The organism is Streptomyces avidinii, assembly GCF_014650695.1.
GTDB lineage: Bacteria > Actinomycetota > Actinomycetes > Streptomycetales > Streptomycetaceae > Streptomyces > Streptomyces avidinii.
The window spans coordinates 216,401-238,009 of the sequence record NZ_BMVL01000004.1 but is presented as its reverse complement, the minus strand read 5'-3'; the positions used below and the strand labels follow the sequence as shown (position 1 = coordinate 238,009).

Annotated in this window: 12 protein-coding genes and 1 riboswitch; of the genes, 5 read left to right on the top strand and 7 right to left on the bottom strand. The window is 70.3% G+C overall.

Going from position 1 to position 21,609, the window contains the following annotated elements:
• Window positions 1-72: 72 nt before the first annotated feature.
• The 3 genes from IE257_RS12080 to IE257_RS12070 are packed head-to-tail and all read right to left on the bottom strand — an operon-like array spanning window position 73 to window position 3,556.
• The gene (locus IE257_RS12080; protein WP_189967688.1) at window positions 73-1,572 is read right to left on the bottom strand and encodes a precorrin-2 C(20)-methyltransferase; all 1,500 of its coding nucleotides are present in this window, start codon (window positions 1,570-1,572) and stop codon (window positions 73-75) included.
• Window positions 1,569-2,216: a precorrin-8X methylmutase gene (locus tag IE257_RS12075; RefSeq protein ID WP_030011057.1), complete on the bottom strand. Its 648-nt coding sequence runs from the start codon at window positions 2,214-2,216 to the stop codon at window positions 1,569-1,571. The genes IE257_RS12080 and IE257_RS12075 overlap by 4 nt, the downstream gene beginning before the upstream one ends.
• Window positions 2,213-3,556 carry a ferredoxin-like domain-containing protein gene (locus IE257_RS12070; RefSeq protein ID WP_229920291.1) on the bottom strand — a complete coding sequence of 448 codons (1,344 nt, stop codon included), beginning with the start codon at window positions 3,554-3,556 and terminating at the stop codon, window positions 2,213-2,215. The genes IE257_RS12075 and IE257_RS12070 overlap by 4 nt, the downstream gene beginning before the upstream one ends.
• A 224-nt stretch (window positions 3,557-3,780) precedes the next feature.
• A riboswitch (cobalamin riboswitch) is annotated at window positions 3,781-3,912 on the top strand.
• A 42-nt stretch (window positions 3,913-3,954) separates the two neighbouring features.
• Between IE257_RS12070 and cobN the strand changes: the two genes are divergently transcribed.
• Window positions 3,955-7,572 carry a cobaltochelatase subunit CobN gene (gene cobN, locus IE257_RS12065; RefSeq protein ID WP_189967686.1) on the top strand — a complete coding sequence of 1,206 codons (3,618 nt, stop codon included), beginning with the start codon at window positions 3,955-3,957 and terminating at the stop codon, window positions 7,570-7,572.
• A 105-nt stretch (window positions 7,573-7,677) separates the two neighbouring features.
• On the opposite strand, the gene IE257_RS12060 is transcribed toward cobN, so the two are convergent.
• Both IE257_RS12060 and IE257_RS12055 read right to left on the bottom strand, forming a co-directional pair.
• The gene (locus tag IE257_RS12060; protein ID WP_030390548.1) at window positions 7,678-7,899 is read right to left on the bottom strand and encodes a hypothetical protein; all 222 of its coding nucleotides are present in this window, start codon (window positions 7,897-7,899) and stop codon (window positions 7,678-7,680) included.
• Window positions 7,900-8,063: 164 nt separating this feature from the next.
• Window positions 8,064-9,098 (bottom strand): DUF3710 domain-containing protein, encoded by a 1,035-nt coding sequence (locus tag IE257_RS12055; RefSeq protein WP_189967684.1) that lies wholly within the window; start codon window positions 9,096-9,098, stop codon window positions 8,064-8,066.
• A 495-nt stretch (window positions 9,099-9,593) separates the two neighbouring features.
• On the opposite strand from IE257_RS12055, the gene IE257_RS12050 reads away from it, so the two are divergent.
• The 4 genes from IE257_RS12050 to IE257_RS12035 all read left to right on the top strand — a co-directional run bounded on the left by IE257_RS12050 (window position 9,594) and on the right by IE257_RS12035 (window position 13,698).
• Window positions 9,594-10,748, top strand: a complete 1,155-nt coding sequence (locus IE257_RS12050; RefSeq protein WP_229920335.1) for an FtsK/SpoIIIE domain-containing protein — start codon at window positions 9,594-9,596, stop codon at window positions 10,746-10,748.
• Between the two features lie 169 nt (window positions 10,749-10,917).
• A complete protein-coding gene (locus IE257_RS12045; protein ID WP_189967679.1) occupies window positions 10,918-12,258 on the top strand; it encodes a replication initiator in 1,341 nt (446 codons plus the stop codon).
• Entirely contained in the window at window positions 12,251-12,436 is a 186-nt protein-coding gene (locus IE257_RS12040; protein ID WP_189967677.1) for a helix-turn-helix domain-containing protein, read from the top strand. The genes IE257_RS12045 and IE257_RS12040 overlap by 8 nt, the downstream gene beginning before the upstream one ends.
• Window positions 12,433-13,698 (top strand): tyrosine-type recombinase/integrase, encoded by a 1,266-nt coding sequence (locus IE257_RS12035; RefSeq protein ID WP_189967675.1) that lies wholly within the window; start codon window positions 12,433-12,435, stop codon window positions 13,696-13,698. The genes IE257_RS12040 and IE257_RS12035 overlap by 4 nt, the downstream gene beginning before the upstream one ends.
• 148 nt (window positions 13,699-13,846) lie before the next feature.
• Here the strand turns inward: IE257_RS12035 and IE257_RS12030 are convergent, their stop codons facing one another.
• Both IE257_RS12030 and IE257_RS12025 read right to left on the bottom strand, forming a co-directional pair.
• Window positions 13,847-14,284, bottom strand: coding sequence for a hypothetical protein (locus IE257_RS12030; RefSeq protein ID WP_189967673.1), 438 nt, complete (start codon window positions 14,282-14,284; stop codon window positions 13,847-13,849).
• Between the two features lie 123 nt (window positions 14,285-14,407).
• Window positions 14,408-21,598, bottom strand: coding sequence for a polymorphic toxin-type HINT domain-containing protein (locus IE257_RS12025; protein ID WP_189967672.1), 7,191 nt, complete (start codon window positions 21,596-21,598; stop codon window positions 14,408-14,410).
• Window positions 21,599-21,609: the final 11 nt, after the last annotated feature.

The window sequence follows — 21,609 nt, the reverse complement described above, 5'->3', positions numbered from 1 at the left end:
GGGTACGCGGGCAGGCCCGGTGCGGTGTTCGCCCCGGGCCTGCCTCACGTTCCGCTCCGCCTCACCCGGTCATCACGGGTAGCGGCGCGGGGTCCACGTGATCCGCGACCCGTCGGGCCGGTCGGTGAGCTGGGTCTGCGAGGAGCCGATGAGCAGGATCGTGCGCATGTCCACCTCGGACGGCTCCAGTTCGGCGAGCGTGACGACGCGCACCGACTGCGCCGGGCCGCCCACGTCGCGCGCGACGACCACCGGGGTCTCGGGCGAGCGCAGCTCCAGCAGCAGCTCACGGGCCTGGGCCACCTGCCAGGTCCGGCTGCGCGAGCCGGGGTTGTAGAGGGCCAGCACCAGGTCGGCCGCGGCGGCCGCGCGCAGCCGTTCCGCGATGACCTCCCAGGGCTTGAGCCGGTCCGAGAGGGAGATCGTGGCGTAGTCGTGGCCCAGCGGGGCGCCGGCCGCGGCGGCCGCCGCGTTGGCCGCGGTCACCCCCGGCAGGACCCGTACCGGCACGTCCTTGTACTCCGCCTGCCCGGCCACCTCCAGGACCGCCGTGGCCATGGCGAAGACACCGGGGTCGCCGCCGGAGACCACGGCCACCCGCTGCCCGCGCCGGGCGAGGTCGAGGGCGAACTCGGCGCGCTCCGACTCCACCTTGTTGTCGGAGCCGTGCCGGATCTGGCCGGGCCTGACGGGTACCCGGTCCAGGTAGGTGGTGTAGCCGACCAGCACCTCCGCGTCGGCCAGCGCGCGCCGGGTCTGCGGGGTGAGCCACAGCGGTCCCGCCGGGCCGGTGCCGACGACGACGACCTCGCCCGGGCCGGACGGCACGCTGCCCGGGTTGCCGATGCGGCTGGGGACCACGGCGACGGCGAAGTACGGCACGGACTCCGGGTCGGTGTCGGCGAGGCGGCCGGTGCGCTCGCCCGCCATGGTGGCGCGCTCGACGTACCGGGCCTCGGCGAGCCGGCCGCTGTTCTCCATCGCGCCGCGCACGGCGGGGAAGGTCCGGCCGAGCTTCATCACGACCGCCGAGTCGGTGGCGGCGAGGCGCGCGGTGAGCTCCTCCTCGGGCAGGGTGCCGGGGAGGATGGTCAGCACCTCCTCGCCCTCCACCAGCGGGGTGCCGAGCCGGGCGGCGGCTGCGCTCACCGAGGTGACGCCGGGGATGACCTCGGTCTCGTACCGGTCCGCGAGCCGCTTGTGCATGTGCATGTACGAGCTGTAGAAGAGCGGGTCGCCCTCGGCGAGGACGGCGACGGTCCGGCCGGCGTCCAGGTGGGCGGCGAGGCGGGCGGCCGCGGCCTCGTAGAACTCCTCCATCGCGCCCTGGTAGCCGCCGGGGTGATCGGTGGTCTCGGTGGTGACCGGGTAGACCAGCGGTTCCTCGACGTGGTCGGCGCGCAGGTGCTTCGCGGCGATCGAGCGGGCGATGGAACGGCCGTGGCGGGCGCTGTGGTAGGCCACGACATCGGCCTCGGCGATCACCTCGACGGCGCGCAGGGTCATCAGCGACGGGTCGCCGGGGCCGAGCCCGACCCCGTACAGCCGCCCCTTGGCCTCGGCGGCGCTCATTCGGCCACGCTCGCAATGGCGTTGACGGCGGCGGCGGCCATCGCGCTGCCGCCGCGCCGGCCGCGTACGATCAGGTGGTCGAGCCCGGAGGGGTGGGCGGCGAGTGCGTCCTTGGACTCGGCGGCGCCGATGAAGCCGACCGGGACCCCGATGACGGCGGCGGGGCGCGGGGCGCCCTCCTCGATCATCTCCAGCAGCCGGAACAGGGCGGTCGGCGCGTTGCCGACGGCGATCACCGAGCCCTCCAGCAGGCCGCGGTCGCGCCAGACCTCCAGGGCGGCGGCACTGCGCGTGGTGCCCATCTTCGCGGCGAGCTCCGGTACGGCCGGGTCGGAGAGCGTGCAGATCACGTCGTTGTCGGCGGGCAGCCGCTTACGGGTGACACCGCTGGCGACCATCTGCACGTCGCACAGGATCGGCGCGCCCGCCTCCAGCGCCGCGCGAGCGCGCAGCACGACCTCGGGGGTGTACCCGAGGTCCTGCGGGAGGTCGGTCATTCCGCAGGCGTGGATCATGCGCACCGCGACCTGGGCGACCGTGTCGGGCAGCCCGGAGAGGTCCGCCTCGGCGCGGATCGTGGCAAAGGACTGGCGGTAGATGGCCGCGCCGTCCTTCTCGTACTCAAACACGGTGTACTCGCTCATTTCTTCACTACGTCGGGGTCGTTGCGGGCGTCCGCGAGTGCCGCGGCAAGTTCGGGGGGCCGTACGTCGTGGGGTACGGGGCGGCCGGGGGCGGTGATCCGGTATCCGGCGCCGGTGGCGACCAGGTCCACCCAGGCGGTGCCGCGCGGGTGGCCGCAGCGGCGCTCGCAGCCGGACCAGTGCACGGGCAGCGGTCCGCGCGCCCGGTCGGCGACGGCCCGCGCGTCGGCGCGCACGTCCGCGAGGGATTTCGCGCAACCGGGCCGCCCCGTACAGGCCGTGACGGTCTCCCAGGGGCTGTCGGGAGCGATCACGAGCCCCGCGTCCTCGACGCGGGCGGGGGCGTCCGTCTTCACCGAGGGCAGGACGACGCTGCGCCACGGGGTGACGCGCAGCCCGCCGCCCCCCTCCTCCGCGACCGCCGCCAGCACCCGCCATTGGGCGGAGCCGACCCGGCCGAGCGGGGGCAGCACGCACAGCGTGGCGCGGTCGCGCCCGCCCGCGCCGTGCGGCCCGGGCCGGGGCGGAGCCGCGTAGGGCCAGTCCACGGCGCCGACGGCATGCGCGGCGATCCCCGCATCCTCGAGGCGCCGGACGAACTCGGCTGTTCTCAGGGCGTGTTCGGCAGGCAGTTCGGAGACCCGCCAGGCCTGCGTGCCGGCTTCGGCGGCGGCGTCGAGGAAGTACCGGGCGGCCGCCAGCGCTGCCCGGGGCGCGTCCGGCCCGGCCAGCTCCACGGCGTCGGCGGCGCGGCCGAGCCGGACGAGCGCCCGGCCGGCGGCGCGACCGAGGACGGTCACGTCCGGGCCGAGCGAGGCCACGTCCCCACGCCCGTCGTCGAAGGCGAACAGGAACCGCCCGGACAGCCCGGCCGCCCAGGGGCTCGCGCACAGCAGCCGGTCGAACTCCATGGCCAGGGCCGGCGCGTCGAGGCCGTCCGGGCCCGCCGGGCCGTCAGCACCGTCCGGGCGGTCAGCGCCGTCAGCACCGTCCAGGCCCGACATCGGCGTGGCCACGATGTTCCGTACCCGCTCGTGGCTCGGAGCGGGGAGCAGCCCGGCCCCGTCCAGCAACTCCGCGAGCCCGCCGCCGCACCCGTCGGCCAGTCCGCGCAGCTGCACGTTGCCGCGCGAGGTGAGCTCCAGGTGCCCGTCGCCGAACCGGTCGGCGGCGAGCGCCAGCACCGAGGCCTGCCGCACGGTGAGCAGCCCGCCCGGCAGCCGGACCCGCGCCAGGAACCCGTCGTCCGCCGCGTGCAGCCGCAGCGCGCCGGGGCAGGCGTCACCGCGCTCCCGTATGACGGGTTCGTCCCGCGATGCGGGGGAAGGGGGCTGGGGCATGGCCGCGAGCATACCCACGATTACGACCCCCGGACCTGTGTCCGTCACCACCCCGACCAGCGATTCCGACCCCGCCGACGCTCGAGGCGACCTCAGCCCCGCCGGCGTTTGAGGCGCGGGGTCCGGGGCAGAGCCCCGGCAACGGCGCCGCGCCCCGCACGCCACCCCGCCCACCCCGGCGGGAGCCGCCCGCCACTCGCCCCTAAGATGACCTTCCGGCGGACCATACGGCCCGCCGTCGCCGAGGACGGCGACATGGGAGGAAGCCCGGTGCGATTCCGGCGCGGTCCCGCCACTGTGAACCCCGCGGAGCGATCCCGCACCCGGGGTGAGTCAGGAACTCCCGCTGTCCTCACACTGCCCGGGGCGCGGAAACCCCGAGGAAGGCCTGCCGCCGCATGATCCTGCTGCTGTCGACGTCCGACACCGATCTGCTCAGCGCCCGCGCAGCGAACACGGCGGACGGCCCCGTCCCGTACCGGTTCGCGAACCCCTCCCGTCTCCCCCTCGACGACCTCCCCGGACTCCTCGACGGGGTCGACCTGGTCGTCGTACGCCTCCTCGGCGGCCTCCGCGCCTGGCAGGACGGCCTCGACCTGCTCCTCGCCCCCGGCCAGACCCGCCCGGTCGTGGTCCTGACCGGCGAACAGGCCCCGGACGCCCAGCTCATGGAGGCCTCCACGGTCCCCATCGGCATCGCGGCCGAGGCCCACGGCTACCTCGCGCACGGCGGCCCGGCCAACCTGGAGCAGCTGGCCCGGTTCCTTTCCGACACCGTCCTGCTGACCGGCCACGGCTTCGAGCCCCCGGCCGCCTCCCCCACCTGGGGCCCGCTGGAGCGCACGCCCGGGACCACCACGGGCCCGCGGATCGCCGTGCTCTACTACCGCGCCCACCAGATGAGCGGCAACACGTCCTTCGTGCACGCCCTGTGCGACGCGATCGAGGCCCACGACGCCCAGGCCCTGCCCCTGTTCGTGTCCTCCCTGCGCACCCCCGAGCCGGAGCTGATCGCCGCGCTGGAGTCGGCCGACGCGGTCGTCACCACCGTCCTCGCGGCCGGCGGCACCAAGCCCGCCACCGCCTCGGCGGGCGGCGACGACGAGTCCTGGGACGCGGGCGCGCTCGCCGGTCTCGGCGTGCCGATCCTGCAGGCCCTGTGCCTGACCGGCTCGCGCGCCGCCTGGGAGGAGAACGACGAGGGCCTGTCCCCGCTGGACGCCGCCACCCAGGTCGCGGTGCCCGAGTTCGACGGCCGCCTGATCACCGTCCCGTTCTCCTTCAAGGAGCTCGACGAGGACGGCCTGCCCGCCTACGTGGCCGACCCCGAGCGGGCCGCCCGGGTCGCGGGGATCGCCGTACGCCACGCCCGCCTGCGGCACATCGACCGCCGCGACAAGAGGGTCGCGCTGGTCCTCTCCGCGTACCCGACCAAGCACTCCCGCATCGGCAACGCGGTCGGCCTGGACACCCCGGCCAGCGCCGTGGAGCTGCTGCGCACGCTCATCGCGGGCGGCTACGACTTCGGACCGACCGAGGACATCCCCGGTCTGGTCTCCGGCGACGGCGACGAGCTGATCCGCGCCCTGATCGAGGCCGGCGGCCACGACCAGGACTGGCTGACCGAGGAGCAGCTGGCCCGCAACCCGGTCCGCATCCCGGCGGCCGACTACAAGCGCTGGTTCGCCGAGCTCCCGGCCGAGCTGCGCGACAGCGTCACCGAGCACTGGGGCGAGGCCCCGGGCAACATGTTCGTGGACCGCTCGGCCAACCCGGAGGGCGACATCGTGCTCGCGGCCCTGCGCCGCGGGAACCTCCTCATCCTCATCCAGCCGCCGCGCGGCTTCGGCGAGAACCCGATCGCGATCTACCACGACCCGGACCTGCCGCCCTCGCACCACTACCTGGCCGCGTACCGCTGGATCCAGGCGCGCGCGCAGGACGGCGGCTTCGGCGCCGACGCGATGATCCACCTGGGCAAGCACGGCAACCTGGAGTGGCTGCCGGGCAAGAACGCCGGCCTGTCCGCCGCCTGCGCTCCCGACGCGGCCCTCGGCGACCTCCCGCTCATCTACCCCTTCCTGGTCAACGACCCGGGCGAGGGCACCCAGGCCAAGCGCCGCGTGCACGCCACCCTGGTCGACCACCTGGTGCCGCCGATGGCGCGCGCGGAGTCGTACGGCGACATCGCGCGGCTGGAGCAGCACCTGGACGAGTACGCCCAGATCTCCGCCATGGACCCGGCGAAGCTGCCGGCCATCCGCGCCCAGATCTGGACCCTGATCCAGGCCGCGAAGCTCGACCACGACCTCGGTCTGGAGGAGCGTCCGGACGACGACGGCTTCGACGACTTCCTGCTGCACGTCGACGGCTGGCTGTGCGAGGTCAAGGACGCCCAGATCCGCGACGGCCTGCACGTCCTGGGCGGCGCGCCGACCGGTGAGGCACGGGTCAACCTGGTCCTCGCGATCCTGCGCGCCCGTCAGATCTGGGGCGGTACGACGGCCCTTCCGGGACTGCGCGAGGCGCTCGGCCTGGACGAGTCCAAGGCCACCCGTACCTCCGCGGACACGGTCGAGGAGCAGGCCCGCGCCCTGGTCCAGGCGATGGAGGACGCGAACTGGTCCCCGGGCGCCGTGTCCACGGTCGCGGCGGACCACCCGGCGGACGTCGCGGCGGTCCTGTCCTTCGCGGCCCGCGAGGTGGTCCCGCGCCTGGCCGGCACCACGGACGAGATCGCCCACGTGGTCGCCGCCCTCGACGGCCGCTTCATCCCGGCGGGCCCCTCCGGCTCCCCGCTGCGCGGCCTGGTCAACGTCCTGCCGACCGGCCGCAACTTCTACTCGGTCGACCCGAAGGCCGTCCCCTCCCGCCTCGCGTGGGAGACGGGCCAGGCCCTGGCCGAGTCCCTGCTGACCCGCTACCGCACGGACAACGGCGAGTGGCCGGCCTCCGTCGGCCTGTCCCTGTGGGGCACGAGCGCGATGCGCACCTCCGGCGACGACGTCGCCGAGGCACTCTCCCTGCTGGGCATCCGCCCGGTCTGGGACGAGGCCTCGCGCCGCGTCACGGGCCTGGAGCCGATCCCGCTCGACGAGCTGGGCCGCCCCCGCATCGACGTCACCCTCCGCATCTCGGGCTTCTTCCGCGACGCCTTCCCGCACGTCATCGGCCTGCTGGACGACGCGGTACGCCTGGCCGCGTCCCTGGACGAGCCCGCCTCGGACAACTTCATCCGGGCCCATGCCCAGGCGGACCTGGCCGAGCACGGCGACGAGCGCCGCGCGACGACCCGTATCTTCGGCTCGCGCCCGGGCACGTACGGAGCCGGCATCCTCCAGCTGATCGACTCCCGCGACTGGCGTACGGACGCCGACCTCGCGGAGGTCTACACGGTGTGGGGCGGCTACGCGTACGGCCGGGGCCTGGAAGGCCGCCCCGCCCGGGACGAGATGGAGACGGCCTACAAGCGCATCACGGTCGCGGCGAAGAACACGGACACCCGCGAGCACGACATCGCGGACTCGGACGACTACTTCCAGTACCACGGCGGCATGGTGGCCACGGTCCGCGCCCTGCGCGGCACCGCCCCTGAGGCCTACATCGGCGACTCCACCCGCCCGGAGACGGTCAAGACCCGCACCCTGGTCGAGGAGACCTCGCGCGTCTTCCGCGCCCGCGTGGTGAACCCGAAGTGGATCGAGGCGATGCGCCGCCACGGTTACAAGGGCGCCTTCGAGCTCGCGGCGACGGTGGACTACCTCTTCGGCTACGACGCCACGACGGGCGTGGTCGCGGACTGGATGTACGACAAGCTCACCGAGACGTACGTCCTGGACCCGACGAACCGCGCCTTCCTGGAGGAGGCCAACCCGTGGGCCCTGCACGGCATCGCGGAGCGCCTGCTGGAGGCCGAGTCGCGCGGCATGTGGGAGAAGCCGGACCCGCACATCCTCGAATCGCTGCGCCAGGTCTACCTGGACACGGAGGGCAACCTGGAGGGCGAGTCGGAGTAGTCCGCTCCCCCGTCACACGAGCCGTCCCCCTCACCCTGCCGAAGGGTGAGGGGGACGGCTCTTTTCATTCAGGCCCACGAACCCCGAGTACGCGGACCTTGACCACTACGCCTTGACGGTCTGGTTCAGCGCGACGAGGGCCTGCGCCCACCGGACGTACTTCAGCTGCCCGAAATCGGCGACGGTCTTGACCCCGAACGCCTCGTGCAGCAGCTTGCCGTCCTCGTCGCTGACGCCCTTGAGCGCGGCGACGGGTGCTGCGAGCACCTCGGCGAGCGGCTTGTCGGCCCACGCCTTGTCGAGCACCTTGTCCAGATCGATCGCCATGAGTGTCCCTCTCGGAATCCCGAAACGAATATCGGGGCAAACCTAACCCAATCCGACAATCACCTCACGCTCCGACACCCCGGGGCACTGGACGGAGCGCAAGCCCGACGAGCGGCGTGCATGACTTCATGCACGCCGCTCGTCGGAGGGAGAGCGCGGAACGCTCACTCAGGAAAACGCAGTGGGATGATCCCGCTCCGATCGCGCGACCTCAAAGGATCGCCGACGGCCGGCCAGGCGGGAGCCACGCTCGGCACCACGAAGGCCGGATCGACCACCACGCCTTGGAAACAACCGTACGCCCAGTCGTCACGACTGCCGGGAAGAGCTGGGGCGCCGCCGATCACGCCCCTCAGAACCCAACCCGGACCGTCGCACCCGATGTACCGAACCGTCATGCGGTCCCGGCCGCGGGTTTCACTCACGACCGGAACCACAGCCCTGAGCTCGACGCCCACCCGCTCGGACCACCGCTCGACCTCGGCACCGCGAGACCGCAGGTTCGCCTCCAGCCGATCACAGATCGTGCCCCACCCGGGTTCACCGGAGGAGGTCGGGAAGGCTTGGAGCTGCAAGCTGGCGGTCGTGCCGCGGAACAGAACCGCCGCCGCCAGTACCTCGGTATCGGAATCGAGCGAATTGAGATCCACCTTGCTCACTTCCGTGCGCGGCACCTTCAGCCCACCGAGATCGAGCAGGCCCATCGCCTCCCAATCCGTCTCGCTCACGTCCCACGGACCGACATCGGTTCCGCGGTACAGCGGCCGCGAGAGGTCCGCGGCCTGCAGGGCTTCCTCATTCAGCGCCACCGCCGACTCCAGCAGGGTGTCGACCTCCTGGTGCGTCATCGCTTCGTCAGCGATGACGCAGACCAACAGAGAAAGCACCCGTTCGAGCGTCAGCCCACCCGTGGTCCGGGCGACCGCGGCAGCCGAGAGGCTGCCGCGCAGCATTTCGATCAGGTTGTCGGATTCATTGCGCGACATGCCGGCGGGCACGTCAGGAAGCAGCTCCGGTCCCGTCCGCCCCTCTTCCCAGCGGAAGAGAACCAGGGCCTTGAGACTGAGGAGGAGAACCCATCCCGGTGCGACCCGGTCCCATGTCCCCCACTCCGCCCGCTCCAAGGAGCTCGGCGACAGTCGACCATCACGCGTGAACTCGTCCAGAACGGCACGCGCTTCACTGGCCTCGACGGCCATTGAACCATCCCCTCATGAGTTGCCAAGCCCGCCGCCCGATGAAGGGTCACCACACCACCGGACGTAATGCTGATATCCGCGAGTTCCAGCACACTACGTGCAGTTCGGCGCCCCGAGATCGCCGCCCGATCGGTGCCACCACCACGCCTGCTGCCGAGCAGGCTTCCGCAACCATACGGATCGGGTCGCCGGAAGAATCGAGGCCGGCGCGGAAGGGGCCTCTCGCCGGTTGGGCAGCTTCGCCGCACCAGGGTCCTCCGGGGCCAACCAAGGCTCACCCTGTGACGCTTGCGTTTGGCCTTGGCGCTCCCGGGTTTCTTGGTAGGCGCCTCCGGAGATCGGGCGACGAGGAACCGTCGCTGCCCCTGCCCTGAAACAGCCCAGCGGCCCCACCGGAAACAGATCCGGTGGGGCCGCTGGGGGAACGCTGACGATGCGACGTCCCTGAGCGCACCCTCAGCTCACCCGAGGTGGGGCTGGAAGCGATTGGCCCTGATGCTGGACCTGGTGGTCAAAGACGCCACGCCCACCATGCCCCAGCACCTCAGCCCGCAGGAATCGCCCGCGAAGCCGAGAGTGCTGGCGCCGCGCTTGCACACCCAAGCCGACCCGTTCGGCGTCACCGTCACCGCGGATGCCCTCCCGCAGGTCGGGCTGAGCGCCTGGCAGGACGCCAACGAAGGCCTACGCGACGCCTGGGGGATGCGGCGCATCCGGATCTCCCAGCCCAAGCCCGGGGTGATCGTCGCACGCGGGTTCCGGCGCGAACCCCTGGAAGCAGTGATCAGCTCACCCCTGCTCGGCCCCGACGGCTCCCCGGCCTGCCGCCCGGGCCAGTTCGTCTCCACGGATGACGTGCTGCTGGGGTGGGACGAGGACGGCACTCCCATCGTGCTCAACCTCGCCCTCTCCGCGCACGCCCTGGTCGCCGGCGCCACCCGCTCCGGCAAGTCGATCACCGTGAACACCCTGCTCGCCTACGCGTCCCTCATGCGAGACGTACGTCTGATCATCATCGACCCCAACCTCGCGGCGGTCGCCCCCTGGTGGCGCACCGCTTACAAGGTCTCCGACTCGATCCACCCGGACGAACCGACGGAGATCCTGCGCTGGGTGCGGGAGGAGATGCAGAGGCGGGAGCGGCTGTTCTGGTCCGGCCGTACCGACCGCATCACCAACTTCAGCCCCGAACTGCCGCTGATCGTCTTGGCGATCGACGAGGTGGCGAACTACACCCGGCACCCGAACCGCAAGGCCCGCGAGCGTTTCGAGGCCGAACTGCTGGCCATCGCCAGCCAGGGCGCCAAGTTCGGGGTCCGGCTGTGGCTCCTAACCCAGAAGCCCTCCGCCGACGTGCTGACCACCGCCGTCCGGACCAACCTGTCCGCCCGGATCTGCCACCGCGTCGACACCACGGAGGACTTCCTGCACCTCTTCCCGGACGGCCGGGAACTCGACATCACCGCCGCCGACCGGGAAATGCCGCCCGGTGTCTCGATCGCCTCCGTCGGCGACATGCGCACCCCCGTCCGGCTCCGCTCCGTCTACCTGCCCACCGAAGCCTGCTGGCAGATCAACGACCTGATGTGCGCCGACGGCCTCCAGATCCGCGAACTCCCCGACCACATCGACCTCGGCAAGGCCGCGTGACGCCCGCCGGCCATCCACCCGAACCACGAAGATCAGGACCGCCCCGGTCCCGTATCGCAGTGATCCCCGGCTGAGGCGTGTAGTCGCCAAACCCTCGCCCCTGCCGGGGCCCTTTCCCCCTTCATCCACGGCACACGCGTGTGCCGGAACGCAGAGAGGTCCTGCCAGCATGCCATCGCACGACCGCACCGCCACAATCCCCCGCCCCGAGCCGACCGCCGCCGAGCTGGCGGCGTTCACCTCTTACCGGGACCTGCCGGGCCTCGTCCGGCAGCTTCCCTCTCTCGGCGGCTGCGCCCAGCCGATCCGGCTCGAAGGCCATCTCACCGAGATCAACACCGCTACCGGCGAGATACTGCGGCACCTGGACTCCGCGAAGATGCCCGCCGGGCACCTCCTGGTCCGCTGCGGCAACCGTCGCACCACCCGCTGCCGCTCCTGCGCCGAGCTGTACCGGCAGGACACGTTCCATCTCATGGCCGCCGGTCTGCGCGGCGGGAAGAGCATCCCTGAGCAAGTCGCTGCCCATCCGCGAGTGTTCGCCACGCTCACCGCCCCGTCGTACGGTCCGGTTCACGGCCGGCGCTCCAGTTCCTCCGCGCGCTGTGGGTGCGGGCGCACCCACGCCAAGGACGACCCGGCCCTTGGCACCCCGCTCAACACCGAACGGTACGACTACAGGGGTGCGGTCCTGTGGAACGCCCACGCCTCCGCCCTGTGGGCCCGCTTCATGCTCCACTTGCGCCGCACTATCGCCGCCGTAGCCGGAATCCCTCAGCGCCTGCTCCCCAAGGTCGCCCGAGTCTCGTACGCGAAGGTCGCCGAGTACCAGCGACGCGGGCTGATCCACTTCCACGCTGTGATCCGCCTCGACGGCCCCAGAGGCGGTCACACCCCGCCACCCGCGTGGGCCACGCCCGTGATGTTGGCCGATGCCGTCCACGCTGCCGCCGCCCGCTCCCACGTCGGCGGGCCGGAGATCGACGGCCGGACCTACTCCTTCGGCTTCGGCAAGGAGCTGGACGTCAAAGTCATCCAGTCCGCCGCCTTCCAGGACGGGACCACCATCACCGAGGGCAAGGTCGCCGGGTACGTGGCGAAGTACGCCACCAAGGGCGCCGAAAGCACGGCCGGCACCCTCGACCACCGCCTGAAGCTGATCGCCGAACTCGGCCAGGAAACCATTCCCGACCACGCGGCCCGCATGATCCGCACCGCGTGGGCCCTCGGCGCCCGCCTCGACCTCGAACACCTGAAACTGCGGACCTGGGCCCACATGCTCGGCTTCCGCGGCCACTTCTCCACCAAAACCCGTACCTACTCCACCACCCTTGGCGCGCTCCGCGAGGCCCGCACCGCCTGGCATCGCCGCCACACCCCCACGCCCGAGGCGACCACGCTCGTACTCGCCCGCTGGGCCTTCGACGGCACCGGCCTCACACCCGACCTCGAACGACTCGCCCGCCTCATCGGCAGCACCCACCCCCAGGCGGTGACGGCCCGTGCGTGACGACGAACTCCTCACCGTGCCCGAAGTGATGGCCCACCTCAAGATCGGCCGATCCGCTCTCTACAACTTGATCCGCAGCCGCCGTCTCGCCTCGCTCACGGTCGGCCGCGCCCGCCGCATCCCCGTCCACGCGCTCACCGACTACATCCAGCTGCATCTGGAAGGGGCCGCCCGATGACCGCCCCGAAGGGGAAGGCCCGCGCAAACGGCGAGGGCACCATCTACCAGCGCAAGGACGGACGCTGGGAGGCCGCCGGCTACGTCCTCGCCGCCGACGGCAGCCGCAAGCGCGTCCGCGTCTACGGGACCACCCGGAAGGAAGCTGCGGACAAGCTCACCGGGAAGATCGCAGACAGCAACCGCGGTCTCCCCGTCGCAACAGCAGACAGCACTGTGGGCGAGTACCTCGCCTATTGGCTCGGCAGCGTCGCCGTCCATCAGCTCCGCGAGAACACGCACACTCGGTACGGCACCTGCATCCGTCTCTACCTCATCCCCGGGCTGGGCAGGAAGAAGCTCGCCCGACTGACCACACGGGACGTGCGGACCTTCCTTGACCGGCTCCGCACCACCTGCCAGTGCTGCGCCCAGGGGCTGGACACCGTCTGGAAGCGGTGCTGCACCATCGGCCAGTGCTGCGGCAAGGTGCTGTCGCCGCTGACCGTGACCTACGTGCACTCGGTCCTGAAGTCCGCTCTGGAACACGCCGTCCGCGAGGACGAGCTGCCCCGCAACGTCGCCCGGAACGTCAAGACCACCGCACCTCGCCCGAGACGCTTCCAGCCCCTCACAGCAGCCGAGGCCCGACAGCTCCTCCAGGCGGCGGGCGGCGACAGGCTGCACGCGCTGTACGAACTCGCCCTACGCACCGGACTCCGCAAAGGCGAACTCCTCGGCCTCCGCTGGGAAGACCTCGACCTCGACAGTGGTACGGCCAACATCAGCCGCTCACTCCAACGCACCCGCACCGCCGGTCTCACCTCGCTGCCCACCAAGACCCGAGCGTCTGAACGCCGCATCGCTCTACCGACCGAGTGCGCCCGCTCCCTGCGCAGCCACCGGGAGCAACAGGACGAAGAGAAACAAGTGGCAAGGGCGAGCTGGAAGGACTCTGGTCTCGTCTTCACGACAACAGCGGGCAGCCCCCTCGACCCCGCCAACGTCACACGTCACTTCCGCGGACTGCTCGACCGGGCCGGTCTGCGCCGCATCCGCTTCCACGACCTACGCCACTCGACCGCCACCCTGCTCCTGGAGCAAGGTGTTGACCTGGTCGTCATCAAAGAGCTCCTCGGCCACGCTCACATCGGCGTCACGGCCGGCGTCTACGCCCACGTAAGGCTTCGCCTCCAACGACAGGCCATCAACACCCTCGACCACGCCCTCAGCCCAGCCGACCACGGCCCCGACGACCCGCCCGTCGCACCTACTGTCCGCTGACGTTGCCGTCACCGTTGCCGTCAAACAGCCGCTAAGGCCCCCCGAAGGAAACTCTCCTGCGGGGGGCCTCGCGTTTCCCCGTTCATCGCAAGGGTGAATCGGATCACCTTAGCAACGCTCACATATTTCCACTAGGGAAGGTGATGCACTAAGGCGCCTCGCCTTCACCCACCTGACCGCCCGACCACCTCTCAAAGAGAGGGCCGGAGTCCTTGAATTCAACAGGGAAGAATGGGCAGTCGAGTGCCCCTTCAAGGAGACCGAGGATGACTGCCGGAGACTGTTCTTCGATCACCAAGAAGTCCAGTTGCCCAGCCTCGACAATTAAGGTCGGCCAGCGGTCCTCTGGGCCTACAGGGATCCAGAAGAGGGAATCTGCATTATCGGTGCTCCCCCACTGGATCAAATCACCTGGAGCGGCTCCAAGTCGCCCCACTGTGGACCGAATGTCGAGGATGTCCTTCCCTGAAAGGATCTCCGATGATTCGCGACTGCGCGCTCCGATGTTCGGCCAAATATCAGGGCGCGAATTTTCATAGATCCAGAGGAAATCGTTGAAACAGCCAGGACCGTAGAGCTCAAGCATGGCCGTGTGGCTTGGTGGGATGACCAGACCTGCCCCGCTGGGCAACCCTCCGGGTGATCCCGCTTGCGTCATCGGTGGTGCACACAGGCGGGTGAGTGAACTTAGCGCGCTCATGGCAAGGTCCTAGAAATTTGGAATGATCTGATCGAACGACCAGCCGAAGTCGTCTACTGCCTCGATCCGAACATGCGTTGCGCGGTACTTCGCCTCCCCATAGATGGGCGTCACGCTCATCATGATCGTGTTTCTGCTACCACGCACATGGGCTGCAATAGCGTCCTCTGCGGCCGAGATGGCGCCATTATTCTGCGCCCCACCCTGCACGATGATATTTCGCATATCACGCCCATCGCCACCAAACTGCCTGCCGATCAAGTGGCCCCGAGAGTCGCCCACGCCACTCCGGAAACCATCAGGCTTCCGCTTTCCAGGCTCACTGCCAATATGTCCGGCGCTCGCATTATCCAGAGTTTGAGGGGAGACCTCCGCGTAGGCCGCACCCCGGCGCCCATCGGCAATTTCCGAATATACGGGACCGCAGTTGTGAACGAGGACCGGCGTGGCGCCCGCCAGCACATAGTACGTGTGGAAGTCGTCGACGGTGAGGTTGTGCGTGGTGACGGCGAGCGGGTAGTTCCGGGTGGCTTTGACGGTGAGAGTGGAGCCGTCGGGCTGGCGGAGCTGCTCGCCTTCGGCGAAGTCGCCGGCGTCGAGCCACTGGCGGCGGGTTTCGCTCCAGTGGGGGTGGTGGGAGGTGGAGGTGAGGGTGACCGGCGGGCCGCGGGGGTTCGCGTCGTCGGTGAGGGTGAGGTCCGTGAACTCCTTGTCGTCGGGGGTGGTGATGGTCGCCGTGACCGTCTTGGCTTCGGTTTCACCGGTCTGCGGGTCCGTGGCCAGGACCTCGTCGCCTACCTGGACGTCCTCGATGGCCTTGCTCGTACCATCGGCCATGTGGACGCGCGCACCCGTGGGGAAGCTGTTCCTCTTGATGGGGCACGCGGCTCCGGCCTCGGAGTCGGCTGCGCGGGCTTCCGCTCCTCCGCCGCCCGTCTCGGCGTCGGCATCGCCTCTGCCGGCCTTGGATTCTGTGCCGGCGCTGTCGGTGGCTGTCTCCGTCGCCGCCTTTTCGTCCCCGGCCTTTCGTGCCTGAGCCGCTGCAGCAGATGCCTCGTCCTCGGCCTTCTTGGCCTTGGTGAAGGCCGCCATGGCCTTGGAGGCCTTACTTTCGGCGGCACTGACCGCGTCGTAGGCCTTGTTCAGTTCCTTGTAGATCTTGAAGGCTTTGATGCCGATCTTGATGGCCTTGGCCAGCTTGCCCCAGGGAACCGCGTTGAGCGCCGTGTTGATGCACGCCATGACGTCGCCCTTGGTGAAGCAGTCACGGGCGTCGTTGTAACCGATCAGATCCAGGACCAGATCGACTACGGCGTGCTTCAGTTCGTCGCGCTTCTTCTTGGCCTTGTTGAGCTCGTGGTTGGAGGAGGTCAGCTCCTTCTGCTCAGGGCTTTCGTCGCGGATGGCTCTAGGTGTCTCGCCCTCCTGCGTCGTGTTCCTTATGTAGTAGTCGACGTTTGCCTGGTCGTCGTCTATGTAGCGGAGGCCACTCGCGTCCGACTTGTTGATCGGGTCGTTGTTGGAGTAGGCGTACGCGTTCCACTGCTGCGGGTCGCCACCGTCGATGATCGGGTCCGGGCTGATGAACCGGCCCGTCGTGGGGTCGTACTCACGGGCACCCAAGAGGGTGAAGCCGGTGGACTTCTCCTTGGTGCCACCGACGAAGCCCTTGTCGCCGACCCAGGCTCCCGGCGTCGGCCGGGTGCCGCGCTCGTTGCCGAACGGGTCCGCGGGGCGGCGGACCTGGGCCAGGTCGGTCGCGTTGAACTGGACGCCGTTCGTGCCGTGGTGGTCCGAGGACTGGTAGGCGAGCGACGAGACGCCGGCCGTGGTGGTGCGGGTGATGGACAGGCCGCCGGGCGCACCGTACGTACGGACGTTGGAGACCTTGGTGGTGGCGGTGTCCAGGGTGATCTGGTCGGTGCCGAGGTTGAGCGTGGTCTTACCGGGCTCGCGGCGGATGAGCTGATTGCCGCCGGTGTCGTAGAGGTAGCTCGTGCCACCGCTCTCACCGGTACCGGTAATCTTGTCGATCTTGCCCTGGTCGTTCCAGGTCAGGGTCTTGGTGCCCGGGGTGCTGGTGATCGAGGCGGTATTACCGGTCGCGTCGTACGTGTACGAGGTGACCTTGGTGCCCGTGCTGCTGGTCTCCGTGGAGGCCATCAGCGCGTGCGGGCCGCCCGTGCCGCCGCCCGTCTTCGGGTCGGTGGACGGGGTGTTGGGGCCGGATCCGAAGGTCTGGGTGACCGTCGTGTCCTTGGCCGCGTTGCCCGTGACGTCCTTCTTCACCAGCTTGGTGCGGTTGCCGATCTTGTCGTACTCGTACTGCTGCCAGTACGGCGCCGGCCCGCCCACACTGGGCTTGCCCGTCCCGTCGACCTTGGGCCCCGTGGCGTTGGAGCAGCCGCCGATGCCGCGCACGCTCGGCTGGGGAGCCGTCGTGGTGGTCCCGGTGTCGGTCCAGGCCTGCGTCAGCCGGCCGAGGTAGTCGGTCGTGAAGCACTGCAGGTCACGGGCGGCGCCGTCCTGCGTGTTGCTGATCGAGGTCAGCTGGCCGACCCGGTTGTAGGTGTAGTCGAGGACATCGACGCTCGCCGTGGCCGCGGTCTGCTTGTCCAGGGTGGACCGGACCGGCCGGCCCGTGGCCTCGTCGTAGTCGACGGTCGAGACGATCTGTCGGCCGGTGTCACCGAGAGTGGTGCGGATGGCCCTGCCGAAGGGGTCGTAGCGCATGTCCACGACGTACGGCGTCATCACGGAGCCGATTTTGCCGTCGAGCGAGGTGAAGCTGCCGACGGAGTTCGTCCCGTAGGTCAGGGTCTCCGCGTCCAGGCCGGCCTTCGCGATGGCCGGCAGGCCCGTGGTCTTGAGCTGGCCGTACTTGTCGTAGGAGTTCTTCGTCTCGTAGGTGCCCTGCAGCTCCTTCTCGACGGCAGGGATGGTGACCTTGCTGCCGAACGGGCGGTAGCCGCTGTCGTAGCCGGTGACCTCCGTGATGTACGCGCTGCCCGATTCTCCGCCGACGAAGCGCGTGCTGGTCGACGGCTTGCCGAGCGCCTTGGTGTCGTAGGTGAAGGCACCGACCCGCTTCGCCGGGTCGACTGCCGCGCCCTCGTACGTTGCGACCGTGCGGCCGAGAAGGTCGCTGACGGCCGTGGCCTGCTTACCGCGTGCGTCCTTGACCGTGACGAGATTCTTGCTGTCGTCGTAGACAGTCTCCGCCGTGCCCGAGTCCGGGTCGGTGGTCTTCACCGTGCGGCCCAGAAGGTCGTAGGCGAACGTCCACTCGTTGCCGGCGGAGTCCTTGCGGGAGAGCTCCTTGCCCTGGGTGTTGCTGACGTACGTGGTCGCGTCGTAGTCACCCGCGGGCGTGTTGCCCTTGTACTGGCGCACCACCGACGTCAAGCCGTTGGTGATCTTAGCCGTGGCGTAGCCACCGGCCGGCGGGATGTTTCGGACCTCGTCGGCGCCCGGGTACTCCGTCTTCGAGCGCCACTGCTCGGTCCCGTAGGACTGGAACACGGAGGCGGTGGTACGGCCGAGTCCGTCGAAGATCGAGACGGTCTGGGACGGGATCTTGCTGTCGGGGTTGACCCCGCCGTTGGGCAGGAAGAGCGCCCCGCCGGGAGCCTTCTCGTCGTTGTAGTACGGCGCGCTGGTCTTGACCTGCCAGCCGTGCGAGTCGAAGAGCGCGTCGGTGACCATGCGTCCGGTGACGCCGGACGGGGTGTGCGCCTGGGTCTGGCGGACGCGGCCGAGGCCGTCGTAGATCGTGTAGCTGTTGATGTACTTGTTGTCGTTCATGAGCGCCTGGCTCAGAACGGTGGTCGGCGCGTTGGCGCCGTTCATGGCGTACGAGAACTTGCGGACCGGCGGGTCGACGGTCCGGTCCTGCCCCGGCTGCCAGATGGTGGTGACACGACCGAGGGCGTCGTAGCCGCGCTCGGCCACGTGGTTGTTCTCGTCGGTCGTCTTCATCGGCAGCGAACGGCCGGTGTCGAGGGTGGTGGTGGTCTTCCAGCCCAGCGGGTTGGTGTGGGTGACCTCGTAGGGCAGTGCGTTGGGCAGTGCCCTGTACTCGGTCTTGGTGACCGCGCCGTCCGGGTGGGCGGCGTCCTTGCGCACCTTGTTCGTGCTGGTGGTCAGACGGCCGTACAGGTCGTACGCGGCCGTCATGTTGAGCCGGTAGACCGGCTTGCCCGCGCCGTCGTACCTCTCCAGCACCTCGGTGCCGGTCTGGTCGGCCGTCGCGCCGGTCTGACCGTACGCCTTGTCGTCGTAGTAGGTGCGCGTGTCACCTACCGTGTTGGCGGCGTTCGGGGTCTGACCGCACGCACCCGAGACGATCAGGGTGCGGGAAGCGAGCTGAGAGAGTGCGCCGCCGGGGCCGGTGGCGTACTCGAAGGTGGTGCACATGCGCTGGTCGGTGCGGGAGACGTCGCCCTTGTCGTCGACCTGGAGGGGCCGCGAGAACAGGGTGTCGTCGTACGTCGACGTCCGCTCGGTGGTGCGCCAGGCGCCGCTCGCGAGCTTGGCGCGGCTGGTGACCTTGCCGGTGTTCAGCGCGCGGGCCGTGATGGCGGGCATGCCGCCGGACTGGGCGCGCGTGGCGGTGACGGCGCCGAGCCAGGGGGTGGAGACCTCGTCGCCGACGACGGTGCCGCCGTCGCGGTCGTAGGTCTCGGTCTGGCGGACGAAGCCCGACAGGACGTCCTCGTCCTTGATGGTGCCGCCCTGGCTGTCCGGGACGTTCACGCTGCGCTTGGTGCCGTTGGCGAGGACGTCGCCGTCCATGCCGCGCAGGAAGGTGGCCACCGACTTGGTGCGCGGGGCCTCGGACGCGTTGCCGCTGCCGGTACGGGTGGTGACCGTGGCGAAGCCGCGGAACTGGTCCCACGTACGGGTCTTGGGGTCGGCGAACTCGGAGTCGTTGCGGTGCCAGGCGATGCCACCGCCGTACTCGTAGTTGGTCACCGTGCTGACCTGGCCGGCGACCATGTCCTGCTGGGTGACGGACTCGACGACGACCTTGTGGAACCAGTCGTTGACCGGGTCCGGGTAGGACTGGCCGGGCAGGTACCACTTGACCGGCATGCAGGCCATGGTGTTGGTGTCGTCGGCCGCGGGCATGGTGCCCTTGACCCGCGAGCACTCCGGGGCCTTGTAGACCACGTTGATGCGGCCACCGGTCTCGGTGGTGATGGTCTGGATGCGCGGCCGGTTGTAGCGGGAGGTACTGGCCTCGGTGCCGTCGGGGCGCTTGACCACGCCGTCGACGCGGTTGGGAATCTGCAGCGGCTCGAACAGCACGGGCGGCACGGTCAGCGGGGACCGGGCGTTGGTGGCGGTGCGCTGGATGGACTCCAGCCACAGGGACGGCGAGGTCCCGTCACCCGGCGCCTCGAAGCGCTGCTTGAGCGCGTAGGAGTCGATGTTGCGGTAGCCGCCGGTGCCCAGGACCTCGGTGTCGATCTTCGTCAGCCGCTTGGTGGTGAAGAAGGTCGGCGACAGGTTCAGGCACTGGCCGGTGGCCGCGCACTCCTGGTCGACCGGGGTGTCGCCCCAGGCCGTGGCGTTGGTCTTGCGCTTCGTGGGGTCACAGGCGTCGCCCGCTTCGAAGCAGCGGTCCGCGGAGCGGAGCCAGATCTGGGCTGCGGTGTTCGCCTTGCCCTTGGCCGCGATCTGGTCGGGGAGGCGCTGGCCGTAGCCGATCCAGGTCGGGTAGGAGGCGCGCTGGTAGAGGGTGGGGGTGCCGTTGCCGTTGTTCTGGCCGCCGCCGCGCCCGTAGTGGTTGTCCTCCTGCTCGTAGCGGTAGGAGGTCAGGTTCTGGTGCGGGTCCACGACGAAGTCGAGGTTCCACTGCCAACCCAGCTGCTGGTGGGTGCCGTTGGCCGGAGTGTCGGCACCGAGGCACTTGTCCTGGCCGCTGTTGAAGTAGACCGGCACCGTGGAGACGGACTTGGCCTCCGGGTCGGTGCCGTCACCGCCCGGGAGGCGGTTGGCGCCGAAGTAGTACTGCGTGCCGTCGGTCGTGGTGACGCGGAAACCCTCGCCCTTCCAGGCGGAGTTGCGCTGGCCGGTCAGGCGCTCGATCTTCGTGCCGTCGTCGCCCTGCAGGCGGTAGACGCACGTGTTGTCGTCGCGGACGATCTGCCCGGCGTGACCCGCCATCGACAGGGAGAGGATGTCGCCGGCCCAGCACTCGTCGCCCGAGTCCTTGATGCCCGCGTCCTTGCAGCCCTTGTACGAGCGGGAGATCGAGCCGGGGTGCCAGTCCCAGCCCTCACCGATCAGGCCGGACTGGGCGTTGGTCGACGCGGTACGGCCGTCGATCGAGGAGGAGTCGTAGCCGAGCACGACGCTCGGCGCCGCGCCCGCGATCGTCGACGGGATCTCGGCCGTATAGCCGTAGGTGAAGTTCGCCGAGTTCGCGCCGGCCTGCCAGGAGGCCGACGGCAGGAGCGGCGTCGCCGAGTAGTCGCCGAGGTTGCCGGACGGGCCCGGCTCCACGGCGAGGGCCACGCCCTGGGCGGCCATGACCTGCGGGGCCGCGGAAGGCGCCGCCTGCGCGCCCTGCTGCGACTTCAGCAGCATGCTGGGAGTCGCCGCGTTCTTCGCCACCTCGACCTCGGCGACCAGGCGCCCGGAGGCGTCCCGGCGCGAGGCGACGGGCGTACGGGTGGTGCAACCGGCCGCACCCGGGGTCGTCAGGGCACACGCGGGAAGCTGCACCAGGCGGGCACGGTCGGCCCAGTTGGCGCCGGCGCCGTTGGCCCACGCCGACACGTCCAGGCCGACCTCGACCTTGCCCGTGGCGGCAACGCCCGCGGGTTCGGTGAGGGTGATCAGCGCACCGTTCACTCCGGCGGCGCGCGCCTTGGCCGCGTCCTTCACCTCAACGCTCAGGCTGCCGCTCCCGGCAGCCGAGGGCGCGTTCGCGGGCCCGGACGGCAGGGCCTTGGCCTTTGCGTCCTTCCCGGGTGCGACCCAGACGGGCAACTCGCCGGCCTGGACCGACCCCGCTCCGGCGGCAGGCTTCGACTCGGGGCGGGCGCCGACCTCGACCCGGCTGGTCCCGACCGGAGCCTTCGACTTCGGCGCGGGCTTCCAGGGCTTGGCGGCCGGCGCCTTGTCCTTCGAGGACTTGGCGTCCGACCCCTTGACCGGCTTCGCGCCGGGCAGGGCGGTCTTCGGTGGCACCCACACTTTTG

What these genes read in the sequence shown, in the direction of transcription:
- IE257_RS12070 (WP_229920291.1), bottom strand. Translation starts at nt 3,556, where the DNA reads ATGCCCCAGCCCCCTTCCCCCGCATCGCGGGACGAACCCGTCATACGG.
- cobN (WP_189967686.1), top strand. Translation starts at nt 3,955, where the DNA reads ATGATCCTGCTGCTGTCGACGTCCGACACCGATCTGCTCAGCGCCCGC.
- IE257_RS12035 (WP_189967675.1), top strand. Translation starts at nt 12,433, where the DNA reads ATGACCGCCCCGAAGGGGAAGGCCCGCGCAAACGGCGAGGGCACCATC.
- IE257_RS12055 (WP_189967684.1), bottom strand. Translation starts at nt 9,098, where the DNA reads ATGGCCGTCGAGGCCAGTGAAGCGCGTGCCGTTCTGGACGAGTTCACG.
- IE257_RS12075 (WP_030011057.1), bottom strand. Translation starts at nt 2,216, where the DNA reads ATGAGCGAGTACACCGTGTTTGAGTACGAGAAGGACGGCGCGGCCATC.
- IE257_RS12060 (WP_030390548.1), bottom strand. Translation starts at nt 7,899, where the DNA reads ATGGCGATCGATCTGGACAAGGTGCTCGACAAGGCGTGGGCCGACAAG.
- IE257_RS12050 (WP_229920335.1), top strand. Translation starts at nt 9,594, where the DNA reads ATGCTGGACCTGGTGGTCAAAGACGCCACGCCCACCATGCCCCAGCAC.
- IE257_RS12080 (WP_189967688.1), bottom strand. Translation starts at nt 1,572, where the DNA reads ATGAGCGCCGCCGAGGCCAAGGGGCGGCTGTACGGGGTCGGGCTCGGC.
- IE257_RS12030 (WP_189967673.1), bottom strand. Translation starts at nt 14,284, where the DNA reads ATGCTTGAGCTCTACGGTCCTGGCTGTTTCAACGATTTCCTCTGGATC.
- IE257_RS12045 (WP_189967679.1), top strand. Translation starts at nt 10,918, where the DNA reads ATGCCATCGCACGACCGCACCGCCACAATCCCCCGCCCCGAGCCGACC.